This window comes from Mesorhizobium sp. M7A.F.Ca.US.007.01.2.1 (assembly GCF_003998165.1).
GTDB lineage: Bacteria > Pseudomonadota > Alphaproteobacteria > Rhizobiales > Rhizobiaceae > Mesorhizobium > Mesorhizobium ciceri.
The window spans coordinates 1-7533 of the sequence record NZ_RZQP01000269.1 but is presented as its reverse complement, the minus strand read 5'-3'; the positions used below and the strand labels follow the sequence as shown (position 1 = coordinate 7533).

The 7533-nt window shown below is 57.8% G+C and carries 5 protein-coding genes and 2 pseudogenes; 1 reads left to right on the top strand and 6 read right to left on the bottom strand.

All coding sequences use genetic code 11. From position 1 onward, the window contains the following. Positions 1 to 132 (top strand): annotated as a pseudogene (locus EN949_RS30550) (IS481 family transposase); the annotation flags it as partial. Between the two features lie 106 nt (positions 133 to 238). Here the strand turns inward: EN949_RS30550 and EN949_RS30545 are convergent. From EN949_RS30545 to tdh, 6 genes and pseudogenes are all read right to left on the bottom strand, one after another. Beyond that, positions 239 to 2110 carry an acyltransferase family protein gene (locus EN949_RS30545; RefSeq protein WP_063169260.1) on the bottom strand — a complete coding sequence of 624 codons (1872 nt, stop codon included), beginning with the start codon at positions 2108 to 2110 and terminating at the stop codon, positions 239 to 241. Positions 2111 to 2193: 83 nt separating this feature from the next. After that, a complete protein-coding gene (locus EN949_RS30540; RefSeq protein ID WP_063169261.1) occupies positions 2194 to 2754 on the bottom strand; it encodes a CpaD family pilus assembly lipoprotein in 561 nt (186 codons plus the stop codon). A gap of 12 nt (positions 2755 to 2766) precedes the next feature. Further along, a complete protein-coding gene (locus tag EN949_RS30535; RefSeq protein ID WP_063170365.1) occupies positions 2767 to 4188 on the bottom strand; it encodes a type II and III secretion system protein family protein in 1422 nt (473 codons plus the stop codon). Positions 4189 to 4259: 71 nt separating this feature from the next. Next, positions 4260 to 4946: a response regulator transcription factor gene (locus EN949_RS30530; RefSeq protein WP_063169262.1), complete on the bottom strand. Its 687-nt coding sequence runs from the start codon at positions 4944 to 4946 to the stop codon at positions 4260 to 4262. An 805-nt stretch (positions 4947 to 5751) separates the two neighbouring features. Next, positions 5752 to 5920: pseudogene (locus EN949_RS36790) on the bottom strand (transposase); the annotation flags it as partial. A gap of 714 nt (positions 5921 to 6634) precedes the next feature. Next, on the bottom strand, positions 6635 to 7533 hold an 899-nt coding region (tdh, locus tag EN949_RS30520; protein WP_127219194.1), incomplete at its 5' end, for an L-threonine 3-dehydrogenase.

Sequence of the window (7533 nt, the reverse complement as noted above, 5' to 3'; positions counted from 1 at the left end):
CATCGTGCCGCCGAACTGCCTGTCTGGCTGCACAGATACAATTGGCATCGTCCACATGGCAGCCTAAAGTCAAAAACGCCTATCAGTCGCCTCGCCCTGATCGAGGACAACCTGTTGAAGCTCCACACCTAGGTCACTATCGGGGGGCCTTAAACCTGAACAGCTCCATCGTCGCGGCTGCTGCGGAAGCAGGAGCTATCACTGGGACCCGTACTGGTGCTTGTCAGCCGCTGAGCCGCTACTTCGTCTTAGGAAGAGCATTGTCCTTGCCAAAAGCCGGCCAGTATTTCGAGATTGCCAGTGTGGCGCCGGCTGAAGAGAAATGACCATAGTCGAAATATAAAAACTCTCCTCTATCGAAATAGGCGCAGCGTCCTGCGCTGCACAGGAATTTCAGCGGATCGATGAATGTGGCGCCTTTGGTAAATGAGCGCACACGTTCGTTGACGTCGGGGTCCATCGCGATCGGCCAGGACGTATCGTCCAGATTTTGGCGCTTGGCGAAGAACGCAATTTTCCGGACGTCAGTTGGGAACTGCGGAGACTGGCCGATGACAAACACGCGCACGCCCAGGGCACGAAGCGTAGCGATTGTTTGCTGAAGACCGTCGAAACCTCTGACCTCATAGTCACTCCATCTACCGCTGAGGATAACCGTCTTGATGTCCGCTTCCAAGATGACGTCCAAGGCCTTGCGATTGAACCGGACACAATCAAGACGATCGTACGGGTAGTAATAGAGTATCGGCGCGCAGCTGGCGTACGTATATTCAACGATGTTCGCCTGCAATCGATTTATGTTAGCACCCAAGCCGGAAACATAGTGCGCGGCGAAGGAGTCGCCCCACAAAAAAACCGTTGTTGGAAAACCGCTGGTGCGCGTGCAATCCTCCATATTCCAGCTTTCGATCCGGCTGGTGCCCTCGTTGAAACAGATGCCATTCCTCCAGTCCCCGACGGAAATGCGCCGCTGGACATAGTCCGGAAACCGTTGCGGAAAGCCGTTGCCGAGCGCCCCCGCCGCTCCGCCGGCACAAAGGACAACGATCGCGAGCGCTGAAAAGGCGAAGATAGGCCCCGGGGAGGTGAAGGCCCTCTTCTGTCGAAACGGCTGCTCTACAAACTTCCAGGAGAATGCAGCCAATGCGAGGCTTGCCACCAACATCGCACCGGTCATCAACGGATCGAGTTTTTGGAACGAAAGATAGTGCGCGAACGCATTGAGAGGCCAGTGAACAAGATACAACGAATACGAGATGAGCCCAATCCAGACCAGCGGCCTGACTTCGAGCATGCGGGTGGCGACCGTCGAGGGGGTATTTTGGCCAACATAGATCAGAAGGGCCGTTCCGATGCATGGATACAAGGCGTTGTAGCCTGGGAACGGATCACTCGCCGAAATCGCGAAGAACCCGATGGCGAGAAGGCCAAATCCGGCCACCCCCACCGACTCCATCAGGAGTCGGTTGCCCAGCGGCGAGGGGCATTTGAGCATGAGCAGGGCGCCCAACATGAGTTCCCAGATTCGGGTCGGCAGCAGATAGAATCCGGCGGTGGGTGCCAGCGATGTCGCCATCACCGCCACTACGAAGCTGCAGAGAATTATCGGAAGAAGTGTCGTCAGCCAGCGCTTCCCGATGTAGCGATAGATTAGGAACATCAGGATTGGTGCGAAGATGTAGTACTGCTCCGCTACGGAAAGCGGCCAAGTGTGCAACAGTGGTAGAAGCGCGGCATCGATAGAGAAGTAACTTGACGTTTTCCAGAAGAAAACGTTCGACCAGAAGGTCGAGGTAGCTATGATGCTAAGACTGAATCCGCGCAGATCCGGTGGCAGAAGAATGAACAATGCCGCAATGCAGGTGAGAAGCATCACAAAGACGAGCGCCGGCAGAATGCGCCGGGCACGGCGCCAGTAGAAGTTGACGATGGAAAATTGGCCGCGTTCAAGGTCATCCAGGAGGCTTCCGCTGGTTAGGTAGCCGGAGATGACGAAGAAGATATCGACCCCGCTAAAGCCACCCGGGATCGCCGAAATTCCGAAATGAAAGAGTACGACCGGAAGTACAGCAACGGCCCTAAGGCCCTCGATATAGCGCCTATATTGCATCCAGCGGTTCCTTTTATTTTAGATCAGGACGCGATTGGAAGCTTTCAATCTCCGGTAGGAGTGCTGCCGAGATAAGGGCGGTATCAGCCACCTTTATCCGTCCCGAATGTTCTGTAAGTTGCAACTGGTACAGAAGCACGATCGCCATCGCCGGCCTTGACGGCCTGATTGTCGAGCAGATCGCGCGGATCGTTGACCATCACGGCCAGGTTATGTCCTGTCGAACAACCAAGCGGCTGTTTGAAGGATTCTTCATTGGGTAAGGCACCATATGAGGGACAGACCGGCGGACGGGCGTGATAGACAATCGCCTCAATTCGCACTGAGCCGGCGTCGTGTTGATCGCGCAATTGAATGTTGTCTTCTTCGATTGCCAACTGCCTGGCCTGATGGGCTACCCCTGCGCTGAGCTGGGGCGAACCGCTGATGAGGAGGTGGATGGCATCGAACCGGCCGCGACTGGCCTTGTCTAGGAAAACACGCAAACGCTGCCGTTCGGAAGCGCGCAGGCTTTGCAACGTCAGGACGGTGGTCTCCTCTCGGACAAGCATTGGTGCCGATGGTTCGACATCAACTGGCGTAGTGCTTGTGCAGCCACTTACGCTTGGTGCCAGAGCGACAAAGAGGATTATAAAACGCAACATCTTTGGATGACACTATTCGATGATGAAGCCGAGACCGCCCTGGGCGCTTGGCGCGCCCGCACGGATAGCAGCGCGGTCTCGCGGGGGACTTGTCACGGAATTCGTCGGAGCGCCCCCTCCGTTCAAAGCCGGTGCCGCCCGCTCGGTCGGTGCGCTCATCTGGTTTGGGTTGGAGCCTGGTCTTACAATGTAAGGCGTAACTAGAATGACCAGTTCTGACTCCTCTTTTTGAAACGAGGTCGAGCGAAAAAGCGGTCCCAGGATCGCCAGTTCTCCGAGCCAGGGAAAGGCCCTGACATCATTGTTGACGTTCCGCCTGATTAGACCGCCGATTGCGAAGCTCTGGCCGCTGGCGAGTTCGACGACCGTATCGGCTCGGCGCGTGGAAACTGCCGGCACGGAAATTCCGTTGATTTGCACGGCACCTTGCGTCGACAGTTCACTGACTTCGGGCGTTACGTGAATGTTGATTTGATTGTTGCTGAGAACTGTCGGCACAAATTCCAGACTGACGCCGAAGTGACGGAATTCAACCGATACCTGCCTGTTTTCCTGCAGGACAGGAATGGGAAATTCGCCGCCCGCGAGAAAGCTGGCCTTTTCACCCGACATAGCGGTGAGGTTCGGCTCAGCCAGGACGGAAGCTATATGCTCCTTGGCGAGCGCGTCGAGAACCGCGCTGACGTTGACGGCACCGTTGTCGAATCCGATTTCTGCTGTACCGCCACCCTGGGTTGAACCAGACCCAGCGCTTGCAGCGCTTCCGCTTAGAACGCCCACTTTGAAATTGCCGATTTGACCGAAGGCGGACAAGTTGACGCCGAGTGACTTCATGGCGCTGCGTGAGACTTCGGCTACGCGCACGCTGAGGTTAACTTGCAGGGATCCAGCGACCTTGATGTTGTTGACGACTTGCGCTCCGTCGCCCAGATATTGCTCAGTGACTCTTTTTGCGGTGTCGGCGACCTCTGCGTCGGGCGCCGTCCCGCTAAGGATTGCGCCGCGCGGCGTATAGTTGACGCGGATGGGATAGTCGCCGACCTGCTCCCGCAACATGGCGCGTAAATCCCCGATCGGTTGCGTGACAACGATACGCAATTCGGCGAGAGGCTCGCCATTGCCATCCAAGGCGAATAGGCTGGTCCGCCCCGATTTCTTGCCAAAGACGAAGATTGTTTTGCTCGATGGCGCCTGAAAATCCGCGATCGTGGGGTCAGCAACAAAGATGGTCGTGGCTGGCCCGGGCAGATGAACGGTCTCCCCGAGCGAAGAGGAAAGGGTCAGCGTGGCGTTGATGCTATTCGAAGCCGCATGCGGCGGGCCTTTGTCCTGCTTGTTTTGCGCCGCGACACCAAGTGGGAAAGTCACAATAAGCGCGCAGAGGAGATGGCCCAGGTAACGGGGCACTGCAGGTCTTGTAACCTTGTTGGCGATCGCCCGCCAATTGAGCGCAGCGCAAGGATGTTGAAGGATCAGCAAAATAGATCTTCTTTCGATTCGACAAACTATGCGGACGAGGCGTCAGTCAATTCTAGGATGTAACCAATGCCTCGGATGGTCTTGATCCGTGGCGTTGCACCTGATCTGGTCAGATGTCCCCGTAAACGATAAATTCCGACTTCAAGCGCGTTGGCAGACACGTCGTCGTTGAATGAATAGAGGTGATCTTCCAATTGCGCACGGGGCACGATGCGGCCTGCCCGGTTAAGCAGGTGCTCTAGAACACAGAGTTCGCGACGTGCGATCATCATTGGGTGCCCATCAACGAAAACCTGGCGGGCGACCGGATCAAAGTCGAGATTGCCAAATACGAGCCTCAGGTCGGTCATCTGTGTCGCCCGGCGCAGAATGGCTCTCATTCTGGCAATAAGCTCATCGGTAGAGATGGGTTTGAGCAGAAAGTCGTCCGCACCACCGTTGAAGATCGCAATTCGCTTATCGAGATCGTTAAGGCTGCTCATAATGACGGCAGGAACTGAATGCCCGTGGGTCCTCAACTGCCTCAGCCAACCCAAGCCATCGCCATCTGGCAGAGCCAATTCCAGCAGGAGAATTTCATAGCTGGCGCAAGAAAATGCACTCGAAGCCAGTTCCAGAGTACCAACGACATCAACGACGAAGCCGCCATCCCCGAGCGCAAGTCGCATGGCGCGCGCAAGATCCGCATGATGATCCACGAGCAGCGTTCGCATTTCATCTCCTCTCGAAGAGGGACGGCCCATCGAACGCGTCACCGGCGGCCATCTGATCGGAGCACACGGCGCGCAACTCGTCGCAGCTCTCGGAACTGGTCCGAGTCGGAGGGACATGCAAGTCGCTCGGTGGCAATAGGCGCGGGTGAGGACCAACTGACGGGCTCAAATACGCCGGTCGGCGAACCCACGAGGCCAGCAACCCGCGTGCGATTTCTCGTTGCATCATCTCTCCTACGTGCAGCCCCTGCGCTCGCAAGGCAGCGTCGCGGCTCAGAGCCCGATTCCCACAGAGGGTAGGGTTAGCTTTCGAGAAACTGATTGAACAAATCGATTATTTGGATCGAATGCATCCACGGTATGGATGCAGCGCACCATCTTCAACGACTGCGGCGTCCTGATGCACTGTTGTGTCTGTCGTGCTCTGCTTTTTTCGCTGTCCTTCAAGGCTGGCGAGCCTGGTGGAACCTGCGCGTCATTGGCTTGGTAGCTTGAATGCTCAACAACGGAGCGCCCTGCGCAAAGCCGCTCTCATTTCCAAAAAGCCTTGCAATCTGGTTGGAGCACTTCGCGCTCGACACCAAAATAGGCGAGGAAAACTGACGTCTGACAGGGATGTACATGCAACAGCCGATTTGCGGCACCAGCAAACGACCGCGTTCAGGCTGAAGATCGACGACCAACGGCTCCTCGATTTCCGCACTTTTACAAGCTCTTCCTGTGCGGGCGGATGCCGGCAAACAGCAGCACAGGGTCAGCGAAACCGGGAGCGGGCCTGCTTGATCGCCATGATCACATTGCCGCTGTCGCGCGTGCGGAGCGGAATGCAATCGGTCCAGCCGGCGGCAATCCGGTCAGCACCATCGTCTGCACGAAGCTCCCTGACGAAGACGTGCCCGAATGCGCTCAACAAAGCCGGGCGGCGGATCTTTCCAATCGCCGAAGGTGCGGGCTGGCACCGAGCGGCGAACTGCGAACTCATTCCTGCCCGGCGGCGCTGGCCGCCGCGAGCGTCGATGCGGACCCAGCCGCTCCGAATCCTCCCACAACACGATGAGCGCGTCGCGGACATCGCTGCCGTAACAGCGGCTGCGGCTCTTGCCCGCAGACGGCCTCTGCTCACGACGGTTCATAAGACGGATCGCGCGCTTGCGAATAATAGCCGGTTACCGCCTCGAACTCATCCAGAATGCGCCGCTTGTCAACGCCGCAATAAAGCTCCACGATCGCCGCTTCACCGTGTCGCCATGCTGAGCCGCGCCATCCTTCCCCCGAACCGGAATGGCACGACCTGTCCATCCCCTTTGGAACAGGACACTATTGGTAACATTTTGCTTGAGGCAATGCGGCTCGTTGCCTTCCTTTTCGCTGACCGGAAGGGTACCGGAAGTCGTCTATCGCATCTTACCCGCTGAAAGCGGCAACACCTCGACCTCAATCGCAGATCATAGGAAATAGACGATCGCGTCGGGGCCTCAGCATCGGTTCACCGGGTTTCCGTCATCGACTGAAGCGAATTGCCCCATCGACCGTCACCGGGTGGGCCGCGATACGTCGCCGTATATGATTAGCGAGCGCACGTAGCGGAGCCATAGCTCTCCACCCAGCCATGTTCCCCTAGTTGGAAAATGTCCGGCGGACCAGAGGTGCTGTCGTCAGCTTTTCCTGAATAGCGGCCAAGGCAATCCCTACCAGTCCATCACCACCTTGCCGGAACTGCCGCTCTTCATCGCATCGAAACCGATCTGAAAATCGTCGATGCCGATGCGGTGGGTGATCAGGCCGGAGACATCCAGCGGACCCTGCACAAGCGCGATCATCTTGTACCAGGTTTCGAACATCTCGCGGCCGTAGATGCCTTTGAGATGCAGCATCTTGAAGATGACCTTGTTCCAGTCGATCTCGAAGCCGGTCGGCGCGATGCCCAGAATGGCGATCTTGCCGCCATTGTTCATGGTGTCGATCATGTCGCGGAAAGCGGGGGCGGCGCCTGACATTTCGAGGCCGACGTCGAACCCCTCGGTCATGCCGAGCACCGGCATGACGTCGCGCAGCTTCTCCTTCGAGGCGTCGACGACATGCTGGACGCCGAGTTTCTTGGCTAGCGCCAGCCGCACCGGGTTGATGTCAGTGATGACCACTTTGCGCGCGCCGACGCATTGGGCGACGAGCGCGCCCATGATGCCGATCGGCCCGGCGCCAGTCACCAGCACGTCCTCGCCGACCAGATCGAAGGACAATGCGGTGTGGACGGCATTGCCCAAGGGATCGAAGATCGCGGCAATCTCATCGGGCACATCGTCGGGGATCGGCACGACATTGTGCTGCGGGATCGCCAGATACTCGCCGAAGGCGCCTGGACGGTTGACGCCGACGCCGAGCGTGTTGCGGCACAGATGCCCTCGCCCGGCGCGACAGTTGCGGCAATGGCCGCAGACGATGTGGCCTTCGCCCGATACACGCTGGCCGACCTTGTATTCGGTGACCGCTGCGCCGAAATCGGCAACGGTGCCGACGAATTCATGGCCCGTCACCATCGGCACCGGCACCGTCTTCTGCGCCCACTGGTCCCAATTGTAGATGTGCA